The 22897-nt window shown below is 48.6% G+C and carries 21 protein-coding genes and 1 tRNA gene; 11 read left to right on the top strand and 11 right to left on the bottom strand.

What is annotated here, in order from left to right:
* Window positions 1–26: 26 nt before the first annotated feature.
* The 5 genes from E3U44_RS17885 to E3U44_RS17865 all read right to left on the bottom strand — a co-directional run bounded on the left by E3U44_RS17885 (window position 27) and on the right by E3U44_RS17865 (window position 7581).
* Entirely contained in the window at window positions 27–2201 is a 2175-nt protein-coding gene (locus tag E3U44_RS17885; protein WP_134359415.1) for an amylo-alpha-1,6-glucosidase, read from the bottom strand.
* Between the two features lie 29 nt (window positions 2202–2230).
* Window positions 2231–3283, bottom strand: coding sequence for a glycosyltransferase family 4 protein (locus tag E3U44_RS17880; RefSeq protein ID WP_134359414.1), 1053 nt, complete (start codon window positions 3281–3283; stop codon window positions 2231–2233).
* A 191-nt stretch (window positions 3284–3474) separates the two neighbouring features.
* On the bottom strand, window positions 3475–5103 hold the full coding sequence (gene groL, locus E3U44_RS17875; RefSeq protein ID WP_134359413.1) for a chaperonin GroEL: 1629 nt from the start codon (window positions 5101–5103) through the stop codon (window positions 3475–3477).
* Window positions 5104–5168: 65 nt separating this feature from the next.
* Window positions 5169–5459, bottom strand: coding sequence for a co-chaperone GroES (gene groES, locus E3U44_RS17870; protein ID WP_134359412.1), 291 nt, complete (start codon window positions 5457–5459; stop codon window positions 5169–5171).
* A 202-nt stretch (window positions 5460–5661) separates the two neighbouring features.
* Complete coding sequence (locus E3U44_RS17865; protein ID WP_134359411.1) at window positions 5662–7581, bottom strand: acyl-CoA dehydrogenase family protein; 1920 nt, start codon at window positions 7579–7581, stop codon at window positions 5662–5664.
* A gap of 204 nt (window positions 7582–7785) precedes the next feature.
* Here E3U44_RS17865 and E3U44_RS17860 point away from each other — a divergent pair, with 204 nt between their 5' ends.
* Window positions 7786–8154, top strand: a complete 369-nt coding sequence (locus E3U44_RS17860) for a DUF6567 family protein (protein WP_206054840.1) — start codon at window positions 7786–7788, stop codon at window positions 8152–8154.
* Between the two features lie 38 nt (window positions 8155–8192).
* Here the strand turns inward: E3U44_RS17860 and E3U44_RS17855 are convergent, their stop codons facing one another.
* The 4 genes from E3U44_RS17855 to E3U44_RS17840 form a co-directional block, all read right to left on the bottom strand.
* Complete coding sequence (locus E3U44_RS17855; RefSeq protein WP_134359410.1) at window positions 8193–9206, bottom strand: ribonuclease Z; 1014 nt, start codon at window positions 9204–9206, stop codon at window positions 8193–8195.
* A gap of 107 nt (window positions 9207–9313) precedes the next feature.
* Window positions 9314–9712 carry a TraR/DksA family transcriptional regulator gene (locus E3U44_RS17850; RefSeq protein ID WP_134359409.1) on the bottom strand — a complete coding sequence of 133 codons (399 nt, stop codon included), beginning with the start codon at window positions 9710–9712 and terminating at the stop codon, window positions 9314–9316.
* Between the two features lie 267 nt (window positions 9713–9979).
* The gene (locus E3U44_RS17845) at window positions 9980–10549 is read right to left on the bottom strand and encodes a c-type cytochrome (RefSeq protein WP_134359408.1); all 570 of its coding nucleotides are present in this window, start codon (window positions 10547–10549) and stop codon (window positions 9980–9982) included.
* Between the two features lie 306 nt (window positions 10550–10855).
* Window positions 10856–10930, bottom strand: a tRNA-Glu gene (locus E3U44_RS17840).
* Between the two features lie 298 nt (window positions 10931–11228).
* On the opposite strand from E3U44_RS17840, the gene pcnB reads away from it, so the two are divergent.
* The 9 genes from pcnB (at window position 11229) to E3U44_RS17790 (ending at window position 18271) form a co-directional block, all read left to right on the top strand.
* Window positions 11229–12497, top strand: a complete 1269-nt coding sequence (gene pcnB, locus E3U44_RS17835; RefSeq protein ID WP_276321993.1) for a polynucleotide adenylyltransferase PcnB — start codon at window positions 11229–11231, stop codon at window positions 12495–12497.
* 5 nt (window positions 12498–12502) lie between these two features.
* Window positions 12503–12979, top strand: a complete 477-nt coding sequence (gene folK, locus E3U44_RS17830; RefSeq protein WP_134359406.1) for a 2-amino-4-hydroxy-6-hydroxymethyldihydropteridine diphosphokinase — start codon at window positions 12503–12505, stop codon at window positions 12977–12979.
* Complete coding sequence (gene panB / locus E3U44_RS17825; protein ID WP_134359405.1) at window positions 12976–13770, top strand: 3-methyl-2-oxobutanoate hydroxymethyltransferase; 795 nt, start codon at window positions 12976–12978, stop codon at window positions 13768–13770. The genes folK and panB overlap by 4 nt, the downstream gene beginning before the upstream one ends.
* On the top strand, window positions 13770–14621 hold the full coding sequence (gene panC, locus E3U44_RS17820; RefSeq protein ID WP_134359404.1) for a pantoate--beta-alanine ligase: 852 nt from the start codon (window positions 13770–13772) through the stop codon (window positions 14619–14621). The genes panB and panC overlap by 1 nt, the downstream gene beginning before the upstream one ends.
* 66 nt (window positions 14622–14687) lie before the next feature.
* Window positions 14688–15068 carry an aspartate 1-decarboxylase gene (panD, locus tag E3U44_RS17815; RefSeq protein ID WP_134359403.1) on the top strand — a complete coding sequence of 127 codons (381 nt, stop codon included), beginning with the start codon at window positions 14688–14690 and terminating at the stop codon, window positions 15066–15068.
* A 146-nt stretch (window positions 15069–15214) separates the two neighbouring features.
* Window positions 15215–15484 carry an acylphosphatase gene (locus E3U44_RS17810; RefSeq protein WP_134359913.1) on the top strand — a complete coding sequence of 90 codons (270 nt, stop codon included), beginning with the start codon at window positions 15215–15217 and terminating at the stop codon, window positions 15482–15484.
* A 506-nt stretch (window positions 15485–15990) separates the two neighbouring features.
* Window positions 15991–16503, top strand: a complete 513-nt coding sequence (locus E3U44_RS17805; RefSeq protein ID WP_134359402.1) for a multicopper oxidase domain-containing protein — start codon at window positions 15991–15993, stop codon at window positions 16501–16503.
* Between the two features lie 444 nt (window positions 16504–16947).
* On the top strand, window positions 16948–17373 hold the full coding sequence (locus tag E3U44_RS17800; protein ID WP_206054839.1) for a multicopper oxidase domain-containing protein: 426 nt from the start codon (window positions 16948–16950) through the stop codon (window positions 17371–17373).
* Between the two features lie 460 nt (window positions 17374–17833).
* Window positions 17834–18271: a cupredoxin domain-containing protein gene (locus tag E3U44_RS17790; protein ID WP_206054838.1), complete on the top strand. Its 438-nt coding sequence runs from the start codon at window positions 17834–17836 to the stop codon at window positions 18269–18271.
* Between the two features lie 94 nt (window positions 18272–18365).
* Here E3U44_RS17790 and E3U44_RS17785 read toward each other — a convergent pair whose 3' ends face one another.
* Window positions 18366–18962: a cytochrome P460 family protein gene (locus tag E3U44_RS17785; protein ID WP_134359401.1), complete on the bottom strand. Its 597-nt coding sequence runs from the start codon at window positions 18960–18962 to the stop codon at window positions 18366–18368.
* 52 nt (window positions 18963–19014) lie between these two features.
* The gene (pdxR, locus tag E3U44_RS17780) at window positions 19015–20580 is read right to left on the bottom strand and encodes a MocR-like pyridoxine biosynthesis transcription factor PdxR (RefSeq protein WP_134359400.1); all 1566 of its coding nucleotides are present in this window, start codon (window positions 20578–20580) and stop codon (window positions 19015–19017) included.
* A gap of 550 nt (window positions 20581–21130) precedes the next feature.
* On the opposite strand from pdxR, the gene E3U44_RS17775 reads away from it, so the two are divergent.
* Window positions 21131–22873: a multiheme c-type cytochrome gene (locus tag E3U44_RS17775; protein WP_134359399.1), complete on the top strand. Its 1743-nt coding sequence runs from the start codon at window positions 21131–21133 to the stop codon at window positions 22871–22873.
* Window positions 22874–22897 lie beyond the last annotated feature (24 nt).

The raw sequence follows: 22897 nt of genomic DNA, 5'->3' as shown, positions 1-22897 counted from the left end.
GGATAGATCAAGGCGGAGACCTGTTCTCAAAGGATGACCGCAACTTCCACATCGCCCTCCTTGCGCAGCACATTAACCCCCACATCATGCAAGTGGCGCCTCAGTGTGAGGTCAATCACGGCATTGCCAAAGCGTAAGTTTGTGATTTCAAGGCGCTGAATATAATCCGGCAGCCGGGGGTGATGAAACCGCAATTGGGGTTTTTCTTCAGAGCAGGTTAAGCCGAGACAGGCTTGAAGCAGATAAAATACCGTACCACTTGCCCAGGCTTGGGGTAGGCAGGCGACCGGATAAAGGGTCGGCCCTTGACTAGGTTGGCGGTCAAAACCACAAAATAATTCAGGTAGATGGTGCAAATCCATCATAATACTGGCGTCGAATAAGCCCGTCAGAACCCGTAATGCCTGCGCTTTAAATCCATAGCGGGCTAGCCCCATGGCGATGATGGCATTATCGTGGGGCCAGATAGAGCCATTATGGTAGGACATGGGGTTGAAACGGCATTCAGTGCTGGCAAGGGTGCGGATACCCCAGCCGCTGAAAGAAGCCTCGTTAAGCAGCGTTTCCGACAAGCGTCGTGCATATTCAGGATTAGCAATTCCACTAAAAAGGGTATGGCCCGCATTGGACGAGATGACTTTGCAAGGACGCTTATCGCTGTCCAGCGCTAGGGCAAAGGTGCTTATCTCCTCGCACCAGAAGACTTGGTTGAATTTTTCCTTTAGTTTTTCTGCCTGTTGTGCCAATTCTACAGCGCGGTCTGTTTTACCGAATAAAGCAGCCAGTTTGGCGGCTGTTTTTTTGGCTTTATAAACATAACCCTGCACTTCACATAGTGCAATGGGGCCTTGTGCAGGGCTGCCGTCTTGGTGGAAAACTGAATCATCAGAATCTTTCCATCCTTGGTGGGTCAGACCGTCAGCGCTATGCCGCCCATACTCTACAAAGCCATCCCCATCGCAATCGCCATAACGGTCGATCCAATCAAGCGCCCGTTCTATATTAGGCCAAATAGTCTCCAAAAAGAGTCGGTTGCCGGTACGCTGGTAATAGGCTCCCGCCAACACGATAAACAAAGGTGTGGCATCTACACTGCCATAGTAGCGCCAAAAAGGCACTTCATGGAGCGCTGCCATTTCTCCTTGGCGGGTCTCATGGAGAATCTTTCCGGGTTCAGCATCCTGGGCCGGATTGGTTTCTTTTGCTTGAGTTGCCGCAAGAAAACTTAAGACTCCCCGGGCTAACTGGGGGTTGATCCATAAATATTGTAACGCTGTGATAATCCCGTCTCGGCCAAAAGGGGTGCTGAACCAGGGCACACCGGCATAAGGATAATCGCCTTGGCCGGTGCGGGTAGTTAGCATTTGTAGGTCCGCTGTTGATCGATTAAACCAGTCATTGAACTGCTCGTTACTGGTAAAAACGTGGCCTCTCTCCTTGCTAGCGGTGGCTACCTCATTATCATTACGGGTGAGTGCTGTTTTATAATCTAGAATTGAAGACTTTCTATTTTCCGTTTCGCAAGCGATAGTAAAATAAAGCAGCTTTTCCTCTTTGGGTGATAACTGAACAGAAAAGTGAACTTTGCCATTATTATCCTGTTTAAGTGGCGGCTGACTGAAGAGAATACGGGTATGGCGTGTTTTCTTATCCAGGCCTTGATAACCAAATACGAGTTCTTGCTTGGCATGCTGCACGGGCAGATCGTGGCCACGCTTTAGGCGTTTACTTCCCCGGACTTCGAAGATATCCGCATAGTCAGCACCAAAACGAAAATCTAAGTTGAGAGTGAGGGGCTTGTCTCCATAATTGAAAAGACACATATGCTCATAATGCACGCCATCCCACAGTAGCTTGCTACGCAAGATATGTATGATTCCTTTGTGAATGACAAGCTGGTCATTTTCGTAGAGGTCCGGTGTGGTGAGATCCACCGCCAAGAGGGTATTGTCTTGTTTAACGGTGGAATTGAGGAGCAGTGGTCGCCGCCCATTAATGTTGAATTCAAAGTAAGAGAGAAAACGGGTGTCTTCATGGTAAATTCCCTGCTCCCCTAAGCCTAGGTGTTGAATGTCGCCATAACGGTCAAGCACCGCGAAAGTTTCGCCGTGTTTGAGCACGGAGGTACGCTCATCGGCCCGTGATGAGTTAGCAAGGACGTACCATTGATCATTGATGCGTATAACATCATGTACTTGCATAGTTTGCCTTAGCCTATGTACGAATGAGTCTAGCTTACCAATCTAGGCTGGAAGACAGGTGCCTCGAGAATGGCCTGATATACTTCAAGGTAATCTTTGGCCATGCGTCGCGTAGAAAACCGTTTTTCAAATACTTGACGGCAACGCAGGCGACTTATTTGACCGATTCTCTCTACTGCCGTTAATGCTTCATCTAAATTTTCCACAATAAAGCCCGTTTCACCATCTTGCAGCACTTCGGGGACAGAACCTCGGCGGTAGGCAATCACAGGAGTGCCACAAGCCATCGCCTCAATCATGACTAAGCCAAAGGGTTCAGGCCAATCGATAGGGAACAGCAATGCGTACGCTTGGCCTAGAAAATCATTTTTTTCCTTTTCGCCAATTTCTCCAATGTAGTGGACGAGGGGGTGGGCTAGCAGGGGTTTGATTCGTTCTTCAAAATACTCTTTATCGGCTTTGTCTACTTTGGCCGCAATGCGGATTTCCATGCCGGTACGGATGGCGATTTCGATGGCCCGGTCCACGCGTTTTTCTGGTGAGATACGGCCAAGAAAGGCGAGGTAGCCTTTGGAATACGGGCGAAAAGTATAGAGGTTCTCGGGTAAACCATGATAGACAGTGGCTTGCCAATTCGCCAAAGGCAAGGGACGCCGTTGGTCTTGGGAGATGGATACCAAGGGCATGTCTGGAAAACTCTGGTATAAGGGAGCCAGGTCGGGGATATCGAGTCGTCCATGGAGAGTCGTAATATGAGGAATTTGAAGCGCTCGGGTCAGGGGAAAATGTAAGTAGTCGATGTGAAAGTGAACAATATCAAAGGTGGGCGCTAGCTTTGCGACCTTATCCACCAGGAGAACATGGTGTACCGAAGGATCCTGACAGCGCTGATCAAGCCGTAACGCACGGTCTACTATGGGGTAGAGCTTGGCTTTGGTGGTAGAGTCACCACTGGCAAAGAGGGTAACCTCGTGTCCTTGGTTCACAAGTTCTTCGGTTAGATAAGAGACGACTCGCTCTGTTCCTCCATAGTATTGCGGTGGAACACTTTCATAAAGGGGGGCAACCTGGGCAATTTTCATGATTTTTAATCCTGTTAAAAAATATACCTTGGTCAGGTTTCCACAGTATAGTTAACTAGAAGCAGTCTCTCCTTGCTAGATTTTATTTAATAACAGTATTTGAGAAAAAAGCTTGGGGGCTTTAGGGAACTGGAGCCTAAGCCCTGCCATAAGCAGGGCTTAGAGAGCTATCAAATCATGTGCTTTACAAATTAAAATTCTTCCATTTCACCTCCAGGCATACCTGCTCCGGCTTTTTCCTTCTTAGGCAGTTCTGCCACCATGGCTTCGGTGGTAATCATTAAACCGGCAATGGAGGCGGCGTTTTGCAAGGCGGAACGGGTGACTTTGGTAGGGTCCAGGATACCCATTTCGATCATATCGCCAAACTTATCGGTGGCTGCGTTGTAGCCAAAGTTATCCTTGCCCTCGGCGACCTTTGCCAGGATAATGGAAGCTTCCCCACCGGCATTAGAAATAATTTGCCGCAGGGGCTCTTCCATGGCGCGGCGGGCAATATTGATTCCCACCTCTTGGGCACGGTTGTCACCTTTTAGGTCTTTGATACCCTTTAACGCTCGAATGAGGGCAACACCTCCACCAGGGACAACACCTTCTTCTACGGCTGCCCGGGTAGCATGCAGGGCATCCTCAACGCGGGCTTTCTTTTCCTTCATTTCAACTTCGGTCGCGGCGCCCACCTTAATTACCGCCACCCCACCAGCCAGTTTGGCTAGGCGCTCTTCCAGCTTCTCCCGGTCATAGTCTGAGGTGGTCTCTTCTATCTGTTTGCGGATCTGGGCCACCCGGCCAGCGATGTTGTCTTTCTTGCCCGCACCGCTAACAATGGTCGTATCTTCCTTAGTGATCTGGACTTTTTTGGCGTTGCCCAAGTCATCCAGGGTGGCCTTTTCTAAGCTAAGGCCCAATTCTTCGGCGATAACGGTTCCTCCGGTCAGGACGGCAATATCCTCTAACATGGCTTTGCGCCGATCCCCAAAACCCGGTGCTTTGACTGCCGCTACCTTGAGAATACCGCGGATGGTATTCACCACCAGCGTTGCTAGGGCCTCCCCCTCTATATCCTCAGAGATGATCAGCAGTGATTTACCCGACTTGGCTACGGCTTCGAGAACAGGGAGCAGATCGCGGATATTGGAAATTTTCTTGTCGTGCAACAAGATGTAGGGATCTTCCAGCTCGACGCTCATGTTTTGCTTGTGGTTGATAAAGTAGGGGGAGAGATAGCCCCGATCAAATTGCATCCCTTCCACCACCTCCAGCTCATTTTCCAGGCCGGAGCCTTCTTCCACGGTGATGACCCCATCTTTGCCTACTTTTTCCATGGCATTGGCAAGGATTTTGCCTACAGATTCATCAGCATTGGCGGAAATCGTGCCCACTTGGGCAATGGCTTTGCTGTCTTCGCAAGGTTTAGAAAGCTTTTTTAATTCTGCTGCCGCTGCTTCCACCGCTTTGTCGATACCCCGTTTAATGTTCATGGGGTCGATTCCTGCCGCTACGGATTTCAACCCTTCGCGGAGTAGGGATTGCGCCAAGACGGTAGCGGTAGTGGTGCCGTCACCCGCCACATCAGCAGTTTTGGAGGCCACTTCCTTGACCATCTGGGCGCCCATGTTTTCAAATTTACCTTTAAGCTCAACTTCTTTGGCTACAGTAACGCCATCCTTCGTGATGGTAGGCGCGCCAAAAGCTTTTTCCAGTACCACGTTGCGTCCCTTGGGGCCTAGGGTTACTTTGACCGCATTAGCAAGAACATTGACGCCATGCAGTAGACGATGGCGCGCATCCTCACCGAAATCAATCATCTTAGCAGCCATGTTTGCTTTTACCTCGCAGCACTTAGCTTAATAATTCCAGGGTTTAGTGTAATCATTTCAGTTGCTTAACCTTCGAAGACAGCGATGATGTCATCTTCGCGCATGACCAGCATTTCCTCGCCGTCAATTTTGACTTCGGTACCCGCATACTTTCCAAACAACACTTGGTCGCCGGTTTTGACTTCCAATGGACGGAGCTGCCCCTCATGGAGAACTTTACCGTTGCCTACGGCAACGATCTCACCGCGGATAGGTTTTTCGGTTGAGGTATCCGGGATCATAATCCCACCTGGGGAGATATGTTCTTTTTCAGAACGCTTGACAATAACCCGATCGTGCAATGGTCGGATATTCATGAAATCACCCTCGAAAAATGATTTAGGACCATGTTTCTAATAAAAAAATGTTTTGGATTTAGCACCCTGTAATGGAGAGTGCTAAATAAATATAAGGTCTTTTTTGAGGGTGTCAAGGGGGAGTTATAAGTTCCCCAGGAAAAGTTTTGAGGGTGGGTTTTTCTGGCTTCTCATCCCCGCCGGTATCAATTAGTTTTTTCGCCTAGGGAGTGAACCGGCCTGAGCCGAATTGCTGGATAGGGGATTGATCGGGCTGACGGCCGGTCCCCTGTGCTTCTTTGACTGGGGTTTTTTCTGGGAGCACGTAGTCGGCGTTTGGGAGCTGGTCGACTTGGCGCAAAGCGGCTTGAGCTGCGGCATGGAGGGTTCCGTCTGGATTCTTTTCTAGGGTCTGGAAATTTTGTTCAATGGCCCGGCTGGCCAAATCAAAGAAATGTTCGACCATTGCCCTTTGAGGACCGATGTGCTCGCTTTTCGTTCCTAATCGAAAATTTCGGTCCAGATAAGACAGGCTGCAACTCATGGCGTAGAGCCAGATGGCAATCCAACTTAGCCGTGCCTGGAGCAGTTGCCGGGTGATAAGCTTTTCCCGGTGTTTATGGAACATGCGCTTGGTTTGATGGGAGAGCTGCTGGGTATAGTTTTCCAGCTTCTCTTTCAGGGGCGCTAGGGAGGGGTGAACACAGGTGATTCTCGGCCGTTGTTTTTTTATTCTTAGGAAAAGCTCGACGCTTAACTGCAGTGCCTGACCCAAATGCTTTATAGGATTTTCTGCAATTTTTAAGAGGGAATCGCCGAGTTGTTTCGAGCCATAGCCAAAAATAAAACTTAGCATCACCTCGTTAGCTCCCTCGACAATGAGGTTGATCCGGCTATCTCGCCATAGGCGTTCGATTTCGTTCTCGGTCATATAGCTTTCGCCTCCCATGACTTGGAGGGCTTCATCAATGACCCGGTAACCCATCTCCGAGCAAAAGACCTTGCAAATCCCCGTCTCTAGCATGATGTCCTCATCATGGCGATCTAGCATGCCGGTCGTCATGTAGAGCATGGCCTCCATGGCATAACAATAGGCCGCCATGGCAGCGATTTTGGCTTGAATTTGTTCAAATTCAGCCAGAGGACGGCCAAACTGATAGCGGTATTGAGCCCACTTTACCGCTTGCTCGTAGGCCATGGCAGCTGCCCCCACCATTCCAGCCGACAGGGTACAGCGACCATAATCTAGGCAAGTGAGAGCGACTTTAAGCCCTTTTCCTTCTTGGTGGAGAAGGTTTTCCTTAGGAACCCTGACGTTGTGAAAGCGGATTCTAGCTTGCCAGCTCCCTCGAATTCCGCACTTGCTGCGATTGCGGGAGTAGATATCAATGCCTTCCATATCCGGAGTGCAGATGAGGGCAGTGATTTGCTCTTTTTCTTTTCCGGTTTGTGGGTGCTGGATCTTTTGTTTGGCCAGGACGGTAAAGAGGCCCGAGAGGGCGGCGGAGGAAGCCCATTTTTTTTCGCCATTGAGGATATAAAATTGACCATCCTCAGAAAGCTCGCAGCGGGTTTCTTGACCACCCGCATCGGAGCCCACATTAGGTTCGGAAAGGCAAAAGGCGCTGAGATAGTCCTGGGCCATGGGGGGAAGGAAGCGTTTTTTTTGTGTTTCTGTCCCAAACAGGATGATAGCGCCGCAACCAATGGATTGGTGGGCAGAGACCACTACTGCGGTTGAGCCGCAATGCCGCCCAATCCGGGAGAGTACCCGATTATAGCTGGTAATTCCAAAGCCACCGCCTCCATACTCCTTAGGGACGATCATCCCCATGATTCCCATGCTGAACAGACGCTTGATCACCCACTCTGGGATTTTTTGCTCCTGATCAATGGCGATAGCAGGGTGCTCATTTTGCAGATACTCTTCCAACTCGCTAAGGAGTTGCTCGCAACGAGCGGTTTCCTCTGGATTGACTTCGGGGAAGGGGAAGATCAATTCTTCCCGGAAATTTCCCCAAAAGAGGTTTTTCACAAACCCCATGCGTTCAGGCTCTGGTCCTAGCATTGCCTGGGTTGCTTCGATTTGTTGGCGATCGGCCTCGGAAAGGCCCTTTAGACGTCCCAGTGCGCCGTTAGCCATTGATCTTCTCCTAAGGTGCGTATCAAAAATCTAACAATCCAAGCAATGAACTATAGTAGCAAGTAAAGCTTAACCCAGGCGCTTGAGGCAAATAGGATGAAAAAATACTTTGTAGTGCTGTTAACCCCTTTATTGTTCACGGGCTGTCCTTTTCCTGCCACTATGTCCGCAATGCCCCTTACCTCGGCTTCTTCTCCCACGCCCATGTGGACAGTAACCTCTGTAAATTTGTCTAAGAAGAACTATAGAATTGTGAAGGCCGATGTGACGGGTAGCAGTTGGGGGTTTAAGTTATTGGGTTTAATTACGCTAAAGCCGGTGAGTTATGCAAATGCAATAACAGAGCTTTACCAAAAGGCTGGCGTTTCTACAGGAAAAGCCCAAGCCCTTGCCAATGTGAGCCAACAGAAAAGCTCACCCTTTTTCATTCTTTTCTCTATTCCTAGAATTACTTTCCGTGCCGATCTAGTGGAATTTACAGAGGGTTTACCGCCGGAAGGTGAAATGGGTCCCTCCTCCAGGGCAAAAGAGCAAAGTTTGGGTGGAAAAGCCAATCCGTCAGCCCTCGAATAAGGCCTGTTGCTGGAGGTAAGCATTTTTTTATCCCATGGTTATCTCCATCTCCCAAATGCTTCTTGGGCTTCTGCTATTAGCTCTTGCCGCTGGTCAGAATAGCGGGGTGAGAAGTTGATGGGGATAAGTTGTTTGACTCTCGCCTCTCGGGCAATCCAGCCGGCCTGTCGGGCGGTAAGGTGATATTTTTCTGCTGCCATTTTTGCATCTTTATGGAGAAAAGTGGTTTCGATGAACAGGAGATGAGAGTCCTGAATCAATTCCACTACCTTTTGGAGGTTACTCTCTGAATAGCCTATATCCACGATGTAGCTGATTTTTTGCCCTGGTGCGATATGCAAAACACGTTGTTTGAGTAAGCCAAGGGACAGGAACTTTGGGTGCTCTTCTTTATTTTTCTGCGCCCAAATCCTTATGGGGGTTTCATCAGGCTGTCCGGTTAAGATGGCCTGTTTTAAATCCCGTAGCCAGGGGCCTACAGATAGCCCCATCTCTTCCAGACGGTTCTTCCATATGTTGATATGCTGGCTCTCCTCAACCGCAAAGCCTAGACAGGGAATGCCGTGGTCTAGGACCTTGGCACGTACCCTAAAGCTAGGTTCATCCACTAGTATACCCGCGAGAAGTTCTGGATCTTCTTGATGCTCCTGGGCAAAGGCCCGGCGACAGCGAAAAATTGCCTGCCGACCGGTTTCCTCAGGGTGTAGTTCGGTGACGATAAGGTCTAGGTTATTCTCGTAGTTATGGACTAGGTTCCAACTGTAGGCCCCCAGCTTATGTTTGAGATGGTCGATAAAACCAGGGGGGCCGAATAGCCGTAATCGCTTCTCCCTCCCCAGAACCAACCGTAATAACCAGTCAAAATCTGCAAAATGGTCCATATGGGTGTGGGAAACGAAGATCTCACTAAGGCGGAGAATCTTTCGTGCAGGAAGAGCTCGGATATCTCCTAGGTCAAACAACAGGGCTCGTTTCTCAAAGAGAAAGTCCAGATAGAGGACGGGATCATCAAAGGGATCGTTGACGACCAAAGGTTGTAGTAGGGGTTTCATTACCTATCGGCACTGGGTCTGTTGCAGCCTTGGTCAGGAAAGGAAAGAAGAAGGCTAAAATAAGCGGGGCCTGACTGCACTTCCCCGGGGGAGAAGCAGTAGCTTAGTTATAGGGTTGGATGAGCTTTTTCCGCGTGGGTCTGCTCGTGCTTGGCTTGACAATCAAGACATCGTTTTGCCGCTGGATTAGCTTGAAGGCGCTGATAATCTATGTTGGTGCCGCAATCGGTACAGGTGCCATAACTGCCCATGGGAAAGCGCATCAGCGCATGCTCAATGTCCCGAATTTCCTCAATGTGAAGGTCAATTATGGCCAGATCGAGATCTACGAGGAGATCAGCAAGGGAGGCCTCTTCTGGATCATGTACTTTACCGGCAAGCTCAATGTAGTGTTTATTGTCGCTCTCCCGAAGTTCCTGTCGTACCTGTTCCCGCAGTTCATCAAACCGCTGTTGTAGCTTTTGCTTAAGTTCACTGCGTTGTTTGTTTGAAAGGCCCTGTGCCATGGCTGCTCCTGTGAAAAACCCAGTTCTATCAAATAATTATATCTTTCCTAATAGCGATTAACCCCTTTATCTACTAAACAGTAAAGTGTAGTTATGAGTAAGTGTCAATAAGCTCCCTGCAAAATTGCAAAAGGGTTGGGGTAAAAGCCCTAGGGCAGTCCATAATTGGGCGCTTCCTCCTCGGACAGCAGTCCGAGGTTTCCGCGCTTGTGCCAAAGGGACAAATTCCGGCCCTTTTGGAGGTGGGGGTCATTGGCTATCCAAATCTTAGTGTCCGTGCTCTTGCTTATGCCCATGATCTTTTTCCGAAGCATTAGTTTCGGAATGTCCATGATCATGCTCATGCTGATGGTGATCTTCTGCCTTCATGCCTTTTTCCGAGGTGGCAGTGAGGGTGGGTAAAAAGCTTAATAGTGCCCAAATCTCCTTATCAGTCAGAATACCGTCGAAGGAGGGCATAGTTGATCCCGGGATACCATGTTTGATGGCCCAGAAAATTTCTCCTTCGCTATGATGTAACCAGGTAGGATGTGCTTGGAAATTGCGCGGAGGAGGATCTAGCTCGGCAGCCATGGGTCCATCTCCTGCGCCTGTTTGCCCATGGCAATTGGCGCACCCGCCTTTACCTTCATAAATTTTCTTACCCTTTGCGATGGCATCGGGCGATTTAGGTAAAGGATTTTCCAGAGCACGGATTTCCTCGACTTTATCGGCAGGGAGGTTTCCGAGGAGATTCCTGTGGGCAGCATGTTGATGTTGCTGTTCTGCAAAAAGGGGAAGGGCAGTAGAAGATGCAATCACCGTTGAGATTAGCAAGAGGTGTTTTGATTTCAGCACAATTAGGATCTCCTAATTACAAAGCTACAATGAGCAAAAAAGTAATTTGAGGAAGCTTATCCCTACCCCCGCCTAGAAGAGTTTCTATTCACTATGGCAGCAGCTTCTTGGAACCGAAACAACACTAGTCCCCCTATGGAGGGGAGCAAGTATGCTCAATATATTTGGATTACATTAGTTCCGCCGTAGCCCCATATTAATGGGATACTGGAGGTAAGGACTACCTTGCTGATGTTAAGGCAGATAGGGTGTGATGGTCAATTCTGGAGTATAAAACAATGATAGTAGTTAGTGACTATATATAAATGGCGCTCCCAAGGGGAATCGAACCCCTGTTACCGCCTTGAGAGGGCGGTGTCCTAACCGCTAGACGATGGGAGCTAACGACAGCAAGTGTCCAGAGTAAAAAACTGATATTATACATATCCTCGCAGGCTGCTCAAGCAGAGATTGATCTTGGGAGGGCAAATATCTATGCGTAAAATACCTATATTTCAAAGGGTGCTGATAGTGTAGGCTAGAGTCCGGGAAGGTATTTGCAAGCCTGTTAACTGAAGAGGCGAAAAATTAGGGGATTAAATGCCCTTCCATATACCAATACCAAGCGCCTAAGGACCTAATTTATTTTAATTTTTAACTTGAAAATTATAAACGAGCTATAGCTATTGATTCGCCCATAATTATTCCTCGTTCTGAGCATGTGATCTCGCGCGCCAATATTAGCGAGCCTGCTCTCAATGTGTTATATCGTTTGAAAAAAGCAGGCTTTAGCGCCTATTTGGTTGGAGGTTGCGTGCGCGATCTGTTGCTTGGCCATGAACCCAAGGATTTCGACGTAACCACAGATGCTAGGCCAGAGCAAATCCGAGATCTATTCCGCAGTTGTCGGCTGGTTGGACGCCGGTTCCGTTTAGCCCATGTCCGCTTTGGACGGGATATTATTGAGGTGGCTACTTTTCGCGGCCCTCCAGGGAAAGGGTTGAGTGAGAATGGGCGTATCGTGAGCGATAATGTTTACGGAACTCTGGAACAGGATGCCTGGCGGAGGGATTTCTCGGTTAACGCTTTATACTACAACATCAGGGATTTCTCTGTGGTGGATTACACAGGGGGTATGAAGGACCTTAAAGCCGGTCGATTGCGCTTGATCGGTGATCCGGTGACTCGTTACCGGGAAGATCCGGTGCGGATGTTAAGAGCAGTTCGGTTTGCCGCTAAGTTGGGCTTTACCTTCCACCCTGAAAGCGAGAAGCCCATTTGGGAACTTGCCCCTTCCCTGCAAGAGATACCTTCGGCGAGGTTATTTGAAGAAGTATTGAAACTATTTCTTGGAGGTTGCGCTGTACAGACTTTCGAGTTACTTCGCCATTTTCATTTGTTCCAATGGTTATTTCCGCAAACTGAGGCCTGTTTAGCTGAAGAGGAAAAGGGTTTTCCTCGAATTTTTTTAGTTCAGGCGCTGAGCAACACGGATGTTCGAATTGAAGAGGGTAAGCCGGTGACACCCGCATTTTTATTTGCGGCTTTACTATGGGAACCTACCCGAAAGCTCACCGAGCGCTATCAGCAAGAAGGGATTCCGGGGGCTCAAGCGATGCGCAACGCAGCGGAAGTTGTGTTAGCCAATCAGGCCGTCCATGTGGCTTTGCCCCGGCGGTTTTCGTTGCCCATGCGCGAGATCTGGTATTTGCAGCCGCGCTTTGCTTATCGACGGGGTAAGCGACCCTTGCGCCTACTGCAACACCCACGCTTTCGGGCTGCCTATGATTTCCTCTTGTTGCGGGCACAGTCGGGTGAAGAGCTGGCAGAGCTTTGTCAATGGTGGACTAAAATTCAAGAGATGGGGGAAAAGGAACGTTTGCGCTATGTTAAGATTGTGACAAAGTCCCGCCATCGCCGGAAGCCGAGGAAGCGTGTGGGTAAGTCTGCGACCCCAACGGAGGCTTAAGGATCATGGTTCGAGCTTATATTGGGTTAGGCAGCAATCTTAACCAGCCTCAGGAGCAAGTTTGTCAAGCCCTGGCTGAGCTCGCTGCTCTGCCTCAAACCCGCCGTGTAGCCCATTCTAAGCTCTACCGAAGCGCTCCGATGGGACCTCAGGATCAACCGGATTATATTAATGCAGTTGCGGTCCTGGACACGGAGTTGGGACCTTTTGATTTGCTAGCTAAGCTGCAAGCTATTGAGCAGAGCCATCATCGAGTGCGCAAGCGCCACTGGGGTGAGCGCACTTTGGATCTCGATTTGCTCCTATACGGTGATTTAGAGATTGCTACGGAGAAGTTGACCCTACCCCATTCCCAATTGCATGAGCGGGCCTTTGTGCTCTATCCCTTAGCAGAAATTGCCTCCCATGTGGTGGTCCCAGGGCGAGGAAGGGTGATTGATCTTGCCCAATGCTGTTCCCCTCAGGACTTACAACGGTTATGAGCCGCTTGACTTTAACTAAATTACGGAAAATGAAACAGCAGGGCGAGAAGATCGCCATGCTGACAGCCTATGATGCCAGCTTTGCTGCCTTGCTGGAAACTGCCGGAGTGGAGGCATTGCTCGTAGGTGATTCCTTAGGCATGGTCGTCCAGGGACAAGAGAGTACATTACCGGTCACTATGGATGACATGGTTTATCATTGCCAGAACGTCGTGCGAGGCAGCCACCGGGCTTTTATTCTGGCAGATATGCCATTCATGAGTTACGCCACTCCCACTCAGGCGGTTGATAACGCTGCCCGACTGATGCGTGAAGGGGGGGCGCAAATGGTAAAACTCGAAGGAGGACGCCTGCTACGCAAGACTGTGGAGCAACTCACTACACGGGGTATTCCCGTCTGCGCTCACCTAGGACTGCTGCCCCAATCGGTGCACCGGATTGGGGGTTATCGCGTACAGGGCCGGCAAGAGAATTCGGCCCAAGAGATTCACGAGGATGCGGTAATTTTGCAGCAGGCGGGGGCAGATATGTTGATTTTGGAATGCGTCCCCGCTCGCCTTGGCAAGGAAATCACACAGGCATTAGAGATTCCCGTCATTAGTTGTGGTGCTGGCCCTGATTGCAATGGCCAAGTATTGGTACTTTATGACCTGTTGGGCATTAGTCCTGGTAAGCCCCCAAGCTTCAGCCGGAATTTTCTTGATGGGGCAGATAGTATTCCAAATGCAATTCAGGCCTATGTCAGTGCGGTAAAAAAGGGTCAGTTCCCTACTCTTGAGCTGAGTTACTAATGCAAACCTTACGAACTATTGCCGCAGTGCGCAGTGCTGTAGAATGCTGGCGGGTTTCCCGGGAACGGCTAGCATTGGTGCCTACCATGGGTAATCTTCACGCAGGCCATTTGGCTCTGGTTGCACGGGCCGCTCAATTGGCGGATCGGGTCGTTGTCAGTATCTTCGTTAACCCTCTCCAATTTACTGATCAGGATGATTATGCTCGTTATCCCCGGACCTTTGAAAAAGATCAGCAATGGTTAGCCGAGCATGGGGTTGCGGTGCTCTTTGCCCCTTTGCTGGAAGATATCTATCCGCAGCAGTTGGAAAATGTCACGCGGGTTGAAGTACCCGGACTTTCAGATATTTTGGAAGGCGCTTCCCGGTTAGGACATTTCCGGGGGGTGACTACTGTGGTGACCGCATTATTCAATATTGTACAGCCTCATGTGGCGGTATTTGGAGAAAAAGATTACCAGCAACTGCTTGTTATCCGGCGCATGGTTGCCGATCTGGCGATGCCTGTAGATATTGAGGGCGTGGCTACGGTGCGGGATAAAGATGGTTTGGCATTAAGCTCCCGCAATAACTATCTTACGGAGGAGGAGCGGGCAAGGGCTCCCGCCCTCTTTGGCGCCCTCAGTAACGCTGCGGAAGTGGTGAAGGGTGGAAGATGCGATTTCTCGACTTTAGAGGAAGAAGGCTGGCAAATATTGGCAAGCGCAGGTCTTCGCCCTGATTATTTTTGTATCCGAAGGGCGGAGGATCTAGCTGAGCCGGTAGGGGGTGAAGAAAATCTGGTTATTCTAGCCGCCGTATACCTAGGAAAGGCTCGTCTTATCGATAACGTGTCTGTTCGGTTGAAGTGAATTGGCTAAGACGTATAATTATAGAAGATACATTGGGCTTTTTATCGTTAGAAGGATTGTTAATTCATGTACTTGACTCTACTCAAGTCCAAGTTACATCGCGCTTGCGTGACCCACGCCGAGTTAGAGTACGAGGGCTCTTGTGCTATTGATAGCGCTTTGCTAGATGCCTCGGGTATTCACGAGTATGAGCAGATTCATATCTATAATCTAAATAATGGGGAACGCTTTGTCACATATGCAATACAGGCTGAGAACGATTCCGGTATTATTTCAGTAAACGGCGCTGCGGCCCATAAGGCTTGTCCTGGCGATCGGCTCATTATTTGTGCCTATACGATGCTCGAGCGCTCTGAAATGAGTTCATTTAAACCACTCTTAATTTACTTGGACGATCAAAATCGTATCACTCATACCCGGAATACTATTCCTGTTCAAGCCGCTTGAGCCGTTATTTTTCGTTCTGGCACTCTTCTTGACATATCTGCCCTGGATAGAAGATTATCGTTTTTATACGCTCGTAAGACAAAATGCTATTGAGTTTATCTAGGGGTGCCTATTGAGGGCCATGAAAGGTACAGCGGGAGGTCATGATGGTGGCTTGCGTCCGATGTCTCATTGATGGTCGGGTTCAAGGAGTATGGTTTCGCGCTTCTACTCGGGAAAAAGCAATGGAGTTAGGGGTTCGGGGATGGGTGCGTAATCTTCCTGATGGTAGGGTTGAAGCTCTTTTGCAGGGAGAAGAGGAGGCAGTTGAAGCGCTTAAGCAGTGGCTGTGGCAGGGGCCAACCTTAGCAGAGGTGGCTGATATCCAGTGCGATACGGTAGAAGTTCCTGAGATTCAAGCGTTTGAGGTGCGCTAGGCAGCTAGCATACCATAACGGTTATCCATCTTTGCTGACTGTCTCATTTTACTACCCAGTGATCTTCATCATTGTTTCCGCGGGGAGGTGGTTCGCTAGCACCCTGCTCCCGAGACCATAATTAATAGCAATTAAGTGGGCAGCTTCCGCAAGCACGTGGAATTCTGAAGCTAGTCTGTTGGCAACTTGCTCTTGCCCCAATCTCCACGAATCCCTTTGCAAGGCATTAAGCTGTCGCAAGAAAATAAATTTTCTTGACATTTCTTTTAAGGGAAGATATAAATATCTTAAAGATGTATTTGATATACATATTTACCAATAAACATACATATTAAATACATCTTTTTATTTATCTATAAAGATGTAAATAAAATATATTTTATAAAGGATAAGCCACCACAATGGGATTTTAGATCGATAAATTTTTTGCCTCGGTTTTCTATGGGCCATTGTGAGGCGAGCACGATTTAGGTGATTGTGGCGTAAGCAAAAGAGGAGGTAATCAGATGAAATTTTTCAACACTTGGCAAAGTAATACCCCCCAGCCTAGATACCGCTTCTTGGCTTGGTTTGCTTTGTTTTTGCTAGGGGTAGTTTTGTCTCCCCAACAAATTCTAGCGAAAGATTGGGAGTTTGATTTTCCCATTGGCGAAATGAGTACGTTTTCTTCCGAGGAGCGGATTCAGGGACCACTTATCCATGTTGATGAAGGCGATGATCTCGTTGTTCATGTAAAGAACAATACGCCTTTTAAACATACCATTCGTTGGCATGGTGTCTATCAAATGGATAGCTGGCACAACGATGGTATGTCTGAAATGAAAAAAAGACTCTTGTCTATACAAAAGGCTGTCGAAGCAGGTGAGAGTTTTACCTATCGCTGGAAAGCAGAGAAAACAGGTACCTTTTGGTACCACTATCATATCAATGTCAACGAGCACGATGGAGTGCAAGGCGTGGCGGTGGGTTCTAAAGGGGCCATGGAACAAGAAAGCCCTAGGGCGCAGGAAGGCGCATGATGTTTTGGAGGAAAAAGCAACTTATTCTATGGCTCAAATTTTTGGTGATAGCAAAAAGTACTTAACGCTTAGACAGGAAGTTTGAGTATTTTTGAAGTAGTTCAGAGGCACGAAGACAGGTGACAAGGATGTCCCTGCAAGCCTTATGGAAGTAAATACCCTAGCCGAGCATAAAGATATTTAGTCTCGGGGGTAATAACAAAAAAATAAATGGGTATAACCAAAAAGACGCATTTTAAATGCATATTAATGAGGTAAATGGTTTGAGCGGAACGCCAGCCCGGAGGTGCTTTACCTTAGTATTGGGGCCGTTGCTCGGCTGATCCTTAATAAGTAAAGGAGGAAGGATTGCATGAGTTTTCTTGAAGTATGGCAGAAGAATGCTAGACAACCCAGACGTTAATTTCGAGACACACGGTTGCATTAATCCTGTTAGGGGTATTCTTGCCGGCTCACCAACTTTGGGCGGAAGAGCGAGAATTTGAGATCACTATTGATGAGATAAGTATGAAGGTAGCGCCTGGTCTGGACTATCAGGTATTTGCTTTTAACGGCCAAGTTCCAGGGCCGCTTATCCATGTCAGGGAGGGGGATGACGTCATCGTTCATGTAGTGAATAACACTTCTCTCAACCATACCATTCATTGGCACGGCATCTATCAAATAAATAATTGGCGTAATGATGGTGTGCCGGAGGTAACCCAGAATGCCATCGAGGCGGGGGAAACTTTTACCTATCACTGGAAAGCAGAAAAGACCGGCACGCTTTGGTATCACTGCCACGTTAATGTCAATGAACACGTGGGGATTCGTGGTATGTGGGGCCCCATTGTGGTAGACCCTAAAGAGCCGGCTGAACTAGAAATATGAATTTCCTGAGCCGCCCAGGCCAGGCAAGCGAGGAAGAAAATCTACTAAGGGCAAACCCATCGCTAAATTAAAAGATATGGCAAAGGATGCTGGTCAAATTCCGATGTGATTGCGTTTGTCAGACGATCCATTTGGGCTGCAAAGTTTTTTTCAAACTCAAAATCAACTGATAAAAGCATAAAATTGCCACGCCAAGAACTTGACTTTTTGATAAATCAGCTAGTTATGGCTGCTTAGCGTGGCCAAAGTCGAGATTGATCACCATACCACTAATAACGGGAAGTTCCCTGGCGGCCCTATGACCATTATCGAATGATTGGTATGTCTGGCAAGACAAACAATATGATCCAAACTTTTTCTACGGCGAGTCTATGCAGAAACCTTATGGCATGCATAACCATGACGGCTTTAAAGGTAAATCGTTATTGAGCGAGCGCCAGCATAGGAGGAGGCAATAAGTATGCACATGGGAGATGCGATGATTGAAAACCGTAATTGGACAGCTTCCCTTATCAACGGCAAGATCTTTCACTACGATCCAGTGCATGATGAGAACGCTACCTTGACATTACAATCCGAGCCAGGTGAACGGGTCCGAATTTACTTTGTAAATGCCAATATTAACATGCCGGTGGCCCTGCACCCCATCGCGGGTATTTGGGACCGGGTCTATGTCAATGGTAATCCGAAGAATGTGCTCTACGGAGTGCAAACCCATAATGTCGCAGTGGCAACAGGGGATATGTTGGATATTGTTTCTCCAGCCGACCGGTCAACGAATAATGCCATTGTTGATCACACCATGAGCGCTGCCATGCGTGGCGCCATTACTTTGTTGATGAACGCTCCTGGAGTGGATCCGACACTGGGAAGAGGGAATAAGATCCTCTTGCGGTAGGAAAAAAAGAGGCGCTAAGCGCCCCTTTTTTTCGTGGGTAATTACGCTTTGGTTTCTACCCCCATGAGGATGTCAAAGTATTTCCTTGCTATCCCTATTTCTTAGGTTTTGCAGCCTGAAGGACAGGATAATATTGAGTGAAAACCCAATCGTCCTTGGCATTAGCTTCATGGCATGAATTGCACTCAGCAGTGGGTTTGGGTGCAGCTTTACGAGCTAAGGGATATTCCATTCCAAACATGAAATAAGCCCAATTGCCTGGTTCGTCAGGAAACCGTTTTGAATCTTTGACTGCTGCTTCCAAACCAGTGAATTCACCCATGAAGTAACCATTACCCGTCAATGCCTTTTTGGCGCCCACGCTGAGAAGTTCTTTCACTACCATGGTCCCGTCTCGGAACTCGCCAGTTTTCTTCCAGTGAGCAAATCCTTCCGGATCGATATAGATGTTATGAAATTCAGGCACGATAGCCTTACCATCATTCATGTCATTAGGGGTGACCGGTGTGCCGACATAGACCCACTCTCTATAGTCTTTGGGTTGGAGAAGTTCGTTGTTGACATTAAAGAGGGCGGGAGATGAATCTGCCGCGTAGGCTAAGGTATTGAGGGTGACATAGCCTACAAAGGCAAAGCTGACAGCTTTCCGAAAATATTGGTTTTTTTGACGTTTAGAATCGGACTGCTTCATAGGATACCTCTTAACAAAAATTTATAGACTTTCTTTGTTGATATAATTGCAATTAGTTTGAAAGCACTTTAGATTTTGGCGAAGGGCGGCCTTTGCTTTGGCCAGCATTCGGACTGTCTGGGTGGTATTGTTTCGAATGGCCCAGAGTGTTTGTTAGTGCTGTTGCCACCCTTGCGATTCCCTCGCGAATTTGAAGCTCAGGAAGGGACGAATAACCCAAGACTAGCGTGCGTTCACTGTATTCCTTGTAGCCGTAATCGTAGGCGCCTCCGCTTTCTAGAGTGTAAATCCCAACGCCCACTTCTTGGGCAATGGCCTGTATTTCGGCAGCGGTAGGGAAATTCGGAGGTAGGTGCCAGACAACATGCATTCCTCCCTCCAAACCGGACAGAGTAACTTCCCCAAAATGTGACTTTAGGGCGGCTATAAGACAATCGCGGCGGCGCAGGTACATACGTCGGATTTGCCGCAAATGCTTAGCGTAGCTACCGCTGGAGATGAGATCGGCCAGGACGGCTTGATCAAGCCAAGGATTGCCGCTATCCAGCAAAGCCTTGACTGTTTTTGCAGGTTCCACTAGCTCTCCAGGGACTACTACGTAACCAAGGCGCAGCCCGGCACCAATCGATTTTGACACTGTTCCCATGTAAATCACGCAGCCATAAGGGTCCAACCCCGCTAGAGCCGTCAAGGGAGATCCATTATGCCGGAAATCGCTGTCATAATCATCCTCAATCAAGTACGCCCCCACTTGTCCAGCCCAGTCCAGTAGTTGGACTCTCCGTTTTAGGGATAGGGTTGATCCCATGGGGTATTGATGAGACGGGGTGACATAAGCCAAACTTACCGGTGTGGGGGGGAGTTTCGAAACTTGTAATCCATATTTATCCACCGGCACGGGATGGAGTTGGGCGCCATAGCTTTCGAATACATAAGCGGCTCCCTGGTAGCACGGGCACTCTGTAACCACCCGTGTTCCTTGGCCTACCAATAAACGGGCGACGATGTTCAACGCCTGTTGGCTACCACTCACGACAATGACTTGCTCCGGGGTAACAGCAATTCCACGAGCGGGTCCTAAGTGGTTGGCGATGGCCTCTCGCAGTGCCAAAATACCAGCAGGATCTCGATATTCTGTCAGGTTAGACCCGCCTGCACTCAAATGGCGTAAAATTAAACGTCGCCAGGTTTTGACCGGAAAAGAATGAGGGTCTAAACGTCCCACTCGAAAATCCATGGCAAGGCGATTTCGTTGAGAATTGGCCACTTTTTGGGCCCGGCCTCGAAACAATACTGGATGCCGTCTTGCCTGAGGTTTTTCAGGAAGTACCAGCGGTTGTGTTGGTGCTTTGAGGACCAAGGAGTCCATGGGTAAATGGGAATTGACATAGGTGCCTACGGCTTCCTGGGTCTGAAGGTAGTCCTCAGCAATAAGACGGTCATAAGCTAGAAGTACCGTATTGCGGGAGACCCCCAACTGTTCGCTTAAAGAACGGGTAGCAGGCATAGGCGTGCCCGGTTTCAATTTACCGCTCAGGATCAAGCCGCGAATTTGTTCGAAAAGCTGACTTTGTAAAGTCTGGTTGCTCCGGCGCTCTAGCTTCAGCGGTAGTTGCATAGGCCTTAACTCTAGTGCTTTTTTAATTAAAGACAGTTAATCTGGACCCATTATAAATCTATTTCTTGATGTTTACTATAGAACCAGTAGAGATGCCCTTGTTAGTACCATTTTTAGTGGTACATATACTTACGTTTAGGACCACAGCAAGTCTAGGTGACTCAATCTGATACCCCCTCTCCAGGGCTTTATTGCAATGATCTGTTTTGTTGTTATACTCACGCCAGTTGCAGGTGCGATACTGAGGCTTTGCTGTCCTAGATTACAGTCCTCACTTGCTCGTTTGTAAGCGGTTTGAAGGATTATATTTTCTAGGTTATCAGTTGCTGAGTTGCTCCACCCGCAGCTATTCTGGCACTGAATAGGCGCGATCATTGGTGCCATGCTGTGATACCAAACTGGCCCTAATGGTCTTTTTATTTTTTCACTAAGCGGTACTTTCCATTGAGGCCAGTAAACCCTATAACCACAAAAAACTATAGTATTTATGCTTTACGACCCCGGGTGTGAAGGAGGTCAATGTGAGTGACAGTGCAATTAGAGGTCAATTATGAGTGACAGTATAATTGGAAGGCTTTTGCGAGCCACTGCCGCGGTAGTCAGTGCAAGTCTGCTGTTCGCGGGCGGTGCCAGTGCGGATATTCCGGATGAGCTTTACGAAGCTCTAGGACTAGATAAGTATAAAACTTCGCCTAAAGAGCTATATGAGGCAGTAACAGAGCGTTATTATGATCCAGGGCAAGGACATGGAGAAGGCAAATATGCTGAATACTGGGAGCCTGTCCCGTTCAGTCAATATATGGATCCTTACTCCTACTACAAGCCGCCGAGTTCACCGGCCAAGGTCGCTACCCGCGAGGAGTGTGTCGAATGCCATGAAGATGAAACTCGGGGTTGGGTCCATGCCTGGAAAAAAAGTGTCCACGCGAATTTAGATGAAATCCGTAACCTGCCAAAAGACGATTCCCGCTATTACAAGAAGAAGCTGATAAAGGAAGTCGAGGATAACCTTCGGTCCTTGGGTAAGCTTGGAGAGAACGAAGAACTCAAAGAGGTTGGTTGTATTGATTGCCACGTTGGCGTTGGCGCTAAAAAAGGTCACCACAAAGAAGATCTTCGCCTACCTGATGCAGCCATCTGTGGAACTTGCCACCTGAAAGAGTTCGCCGAGCGAGAATCGGAGCGTGATACCATCATCTGGCCAACCACGGATGCGAAGGGTAATAAGATGGATCCGGTTTGGCCGCCGGGACGTCCATCCCACGCCCTGGATTACCAAGCTAACGTCGATCTAGCCACTTGGGCGGCAATGGAGGATCGGGAGGTTGCAGAGGGTTGCACCATGTGTCATATCAACCAGAACCGCTGCGACACTTGTCATACTCGCCATCAGTTTTCAGCGGTAGAAGCCCGCAAGCCAGATGCTTGTGGTTATTGCCATAATGGGGCTGATCACAACGAGTATGAAAACTACTTATTCTCTAAACACGGTGCTGTCTATCTGATGCTAGGAGATACCTGGGACTGGGAAGTACCGCTTAAGGATGCAATCGCAGAAAATGGGCAAACTGCGCCGACCTGTGCTTTTTGTCATTTTGAGTATAAAGGGCGGTTTGGTCATAACGTGGTTCGCAAAGTGCGGTGGGGCTTCAATCCCCAGGAAAAAATCGCCAACAATCTAGAGCATGAGTGGTATGAGGATCGTCAGGATGCCTGGGTAGAAACCTGTAACAATTGCCACTCACCTACCTTTGCCGAGGCTTATCTAGAATTCATAGATAATGGGATTATTTCTGGTCTTAAGAAACAACTCGAGGCGAAACATATCCTTGAAGGCTTATACGAGGATGGATTGTTGCCTGGCCAGAAAACTAACCGTCCTGCTCCACCGAAGCCGGAGCATGATGCCCCCGGTGAGTTCTTCCAGCTCTTTATTGCAAAGGGCAACAACCCTACCGCGGTTGAACTGCAGTATGCAAAAATGTGGGAGCAGGATTTACTCAAGCATTATAAAGCGCTTGCTCATGCAAACCCTGGATTTTGGACTTACACCGAAGGCTGGGGTCCGTTGCTGGAGCGTTACACCAATATCCAGGATGCTAATACCCAGCTTAGGGAGTTTGCCAAGCTAAAAACCAAGGTCGCCATGATGGAAGGCGATATTAAAGCTGCCGGCGTATTAGACCTGGATAATCAGGTAGAGCGCGCTGTTGTGGGTGGCCTTGGCGGCGGTATGGTGCTTGCTGGCGTGGGTTTAGTGGCTTGGCGTCGTAAGCAACAGGCGGAAGGCTAGTCCTCAGTGTCTGTGGCTGAAAAA

The organism is Nitrosococcus wardiae (assembly GCF_004421105.1).
GTDB lineage: Bacteria > Pseudomonadota > Gammaproteobacteria > Nitrosococcales > Nitrosococcaceae > Nitrosococcus > Nitrosococcus wardiae.
Note: the sequence above shows the minus strand (reverse complement) of the source record. Positions and strands in the feature narration are given on the sequence as shown.

Bases quoted from the DNA above. Each gene is read 5' to 3' on its own strand.
- E3U44_RS17885 (WP_134359415.1), bottom strand. From the start codon at position 2,201: ATGCAAGTACATGATGTTATACGCATCAATGATCAATGGTACGTCCTT.
- E3U44_RS17880 (WP_134359414.1), bottom strand. From the start codon at position 3,283: ATGAAAATTGCCCAGGTTGCCCCCCTTTATGAAAGTGTTCCACCGCAA.
- groL (WP_134359413.1), bottom strand. From the start codon at position 5,103: ATGGCTGCTAAGATGATTGATTTCGGTGAGGATGCGCGCCATCGTCTA.
- groES (WP_134359412.1), bottom strand. From the start codon at position 5,459: ATGAATATCCGACCATTGCACGATCGGGTTATTGTCAAGCGTTCTGAA.
- E3U44_RS17865 (WP_134359411.1), bottom strand. From the start codon at position 7,581: ATGGCTAACGGCGCACTGGGACGTCTAAAGGGCCTTTCCGAGGCCGAT.
- E3U44_RS17860 (WP_206054840.1), top strand. From the start codon at position 7,786: ATGTGGACAGTAACCTCTGTAAATTTGTCTAAGAAGAACTATAGAATT.
- E3U44_RS17855 (WP_134359410.1), bottom strand. From the start codon at position 9,206: ATGAAACCCCTACTACAACCTTTGGTCGTCAACGATCCCTTTGATGAT.
- E3U44_RS17850 (WP_134359409.1), bottom strand. From the start codon at position 9,712: ATGGCACAGGGCCTTTCAAACAAACAACGCAGTGAACTTAAGCAAAAG.
- folK (WP_134359406.1), top strand. From the start codon at position 12,503: ATGGTTCGAGCTTATATTGGGTTAGGCAGCAATCTTAACCAGCCTCAG.
- panB (WP_134359405.1), top strand. From the start codon at position 12,976: ATGAGCCGCTTGACTTTAACTAAATTACGGAAAATGAAACAGCAGGGC.
- panC (WP_134359404.1), top strand. From the start codon at position 13,770: ATGCAAACCTTACGAACTATTGCCGCAGTGCGCAGTGCTGTAGAATGC.
- panD (WP_134359403.1), top strand. From the start codon at position 14,688: ATGTACTTGACTCTACTCAAGTCCAAGTTACATCGCGCTTGCGTGACC.
- E3U44_RS17810 (WP_134359913.1), top strand. From the start codon at position 15,215: ATGGTGGCTTGCGTCCGATGTCTCATTGATGGTCGGGTTCAAGGAGTA.
- E3U44_RS17805 (WP_134359402.1), top strand. From the start codon at position 15,991: ATGAAATTTTTCAACACTTGGCAAAGTAATACCCCCCAGCCTAGATAC.
- E3U44_RS17790 (WP_206054838.1), top strand. From the start codon at position 17,834: ATGCACATGGGAGATGCGATGATTGAAAACCGTAATTGGACAGCTTCC.
- E3U44_RS17785 (WP_134359401.1), bottom strand. From the start codon at position 18,962: ATGAAGCAGTCCGATTCTAAACGTCAAAAAAACCAATATTTTCGGAAA.
- pdxR (WP_134359400.1), bottom strand. From the start codon at position 20,580: ATGCAACTACCGCTGAAGCTAGAGCGCCGGAGCAACCAGACTTTACAA.
- E3U44_RS17775 (WP_134359399.1), top strand. From the start codon at position 21,131: ATGAGTGACAGTATAATTGGAAGGCTTTTGCGAGCCACTGCCGCGGTA.